2 protein-coding genes are annotated in these 1,801 nt (G+C 71.3%); one reads left to right on the forward strand and one right to left on the reverse strand.

The window, feature by feature from the left end:
• Positions 1-39: 39 nt before the first annotated feature.
• Positions 40-744 (reverse strand): cyclic nucleotide-binding domain-containing protein, encoded by a 705-nt coding sequence (locus G6020_RS10295; protein ID WP_182610554.1) that lies wholly within the window; start codon positions 742-744, stop codon positions 40-42.
• 416 nt (positions 745-1,160) lie between these two features.
• Between G6020_RS10295 and nth the strand changes: the two genes are divergently transcribed.
• Positions 1,161-1,801, forward strand: a 641-nt coding sequence (gene nth, locus G6020_RS10300) for an endonuclease III (RefSeq protein WP_241731486.1), incomplete at its 3' end; no start/stop codon positions are given.

The raw sequence follows: 1,801 nt of genomic DNA on the forward strand, positions 1-1,801 counted from the left end.
ACGGGGCCGACGGGGCCGACGGGGCCGGCGGGGCTCAGCTCAGCGGGCGCGGCGGGCCAGGCGCTCGGTGTCGGAGATGATGACGCTCTTGCCCTCGAGCCGCAGCCAGCCGCGGTGCGCGAACTCGGCCAGGGCCTTGTTGACCGTCTCGCGCGAGGCGCCGACCAGCTGGGCGATCTCCTCCTGCGTGAGGTCGTGCGTCACGCGGATGTTGCCGCCCTCCTGGGTGCCGAAGCGCTGGGCCAGCTGCAGCAGCGCCTTGGCCACGCGACCGGGGACGTCGGTGAAGATGAGGTCGGCCAGGTTGTTGTTGGTGCGGCGCAGGCGGCGGGCCAGCACGCGGAGCAACTGATCGGAGATCTCGGGACGCTCGGAGATCCACCGCTTGAGCGCGGAGCGGTCCATGGCCTGCACGGAGACGTCGGTGACGCAGACCGCCGAGGAGGTCCGCGGGCCCGGGTCGAAGATCGACAGCTCGCCGAACATGTCCGACGGACCGAGGATCGACAGCAGGTTCTCGCGGCCGTCGGGGGCCTTGCGGGAGAGCTTCACCTTGCCGGAGGTGACGATGTACAGGCTGTCGCCCTGCTCGCCCTCGCGGATGATCACGTCACCCTTCGAGTACTCCTCGCGGGTCAGGTCGGCACGCAGCGCCGAGACGGCCGCGGGCTCGACACCCTGGAAGATGCCGGCCCGGGTGAGTACGTCGTCGGCAGACTGGTCCGTGCGGCGATCTATCGTCACAGTCTGTGACCCTCCCGTTCGGGCGCGGACGAGCGAGGTCCGCGCCATGGCGTGCGTGTGGCGAAAGCCACTGTAGCCGTTCCGGTGCCCCAGGTGTGACCAACGCGCGGCGACCGGGGTGGGTCAGGTCTCGATCTTCTCCGGCTCGGCCAGGATGGCGGCCTCGAACTTGTCCATCAGGAGGGCGAAGCCGGCGAGGAGGACCGGGACCAGGACGACGAGGATTCCCTGCATGACCCCGAGTAAACACCCCCGCGGGCCGGCTCGCACGCGCGGCCCGGCGCACCCGAGGGTGGTCCGGGCCGTAATGTGGACTCATGCCCGACCCCGCTCCAGCTTCCACGAAGCGCCGCAGACGAGGGGTGGCCGCGAGGGGGGTGGAAACCGACCTCGGGCGCACCCGCCGCGCCAGGCGCATGCTCCGCACCCTCGAGAGCGCGTTCCCGCACGTCTACTGCGAGTTGGACTTCCGCGACCCGCTGGAGCTGAGCGTCGCGACGATCCTGTCCGCGCAGTGCACGGACAAGCGGGTCAACGAGGTCACGCCCGCCCTGTTCGCGCGGTACCGCACGGCCGCGGACTACGCGGGCGCGGACCGCGAGGAGCTGGAGGCGCTGATCCGTCCGACCGGTTTCTACCGCAACAAGGCACGCAGCATCCAGGGTCTGGGCGCGGCGCTGGTGGAGAAGTACGACGGCGAGGTGCCGCGGCGGCTCGAGGACCTGGTCACCCTCCCCGGGTTCGGGCGGAAGACGGCCAACGTGGTGCTCGGTAACGCGTTCGGCGTGCCCGGATTGACGGTGGACACGCATTTCATGCGCCTGGTCGCGCGCTGGAAGTGGACCGAGGCCACCGACCCGGTCCGCATCGAGCGGGAGGTGGCGCGGCTGCTCCCGCGCGCGGAATGGACCGACGCCAGTCACCGGATCATCTTCCACGGCCGACGGGTGTGTCACGCGAGGACCGCGGCCTGCGGGGCGTGTGTCCTGGTCGACGACTGCCCGTCCGCGGGCGAGGCCGGCCCGCTCGATCCGGTGGCCGCCGCCCGCCTCGTGGC

The sequence above is a fragment of the Dietzia sp. B19 genome (assembly GCF_014145155.1).
GTDB classification, from domain to species: Bacteria; Actinomycetota; Actinomycetes; order Mycobacteriales; family Mycobacteriaceae; genus Dietzia; species Dietzia natronolimnaea.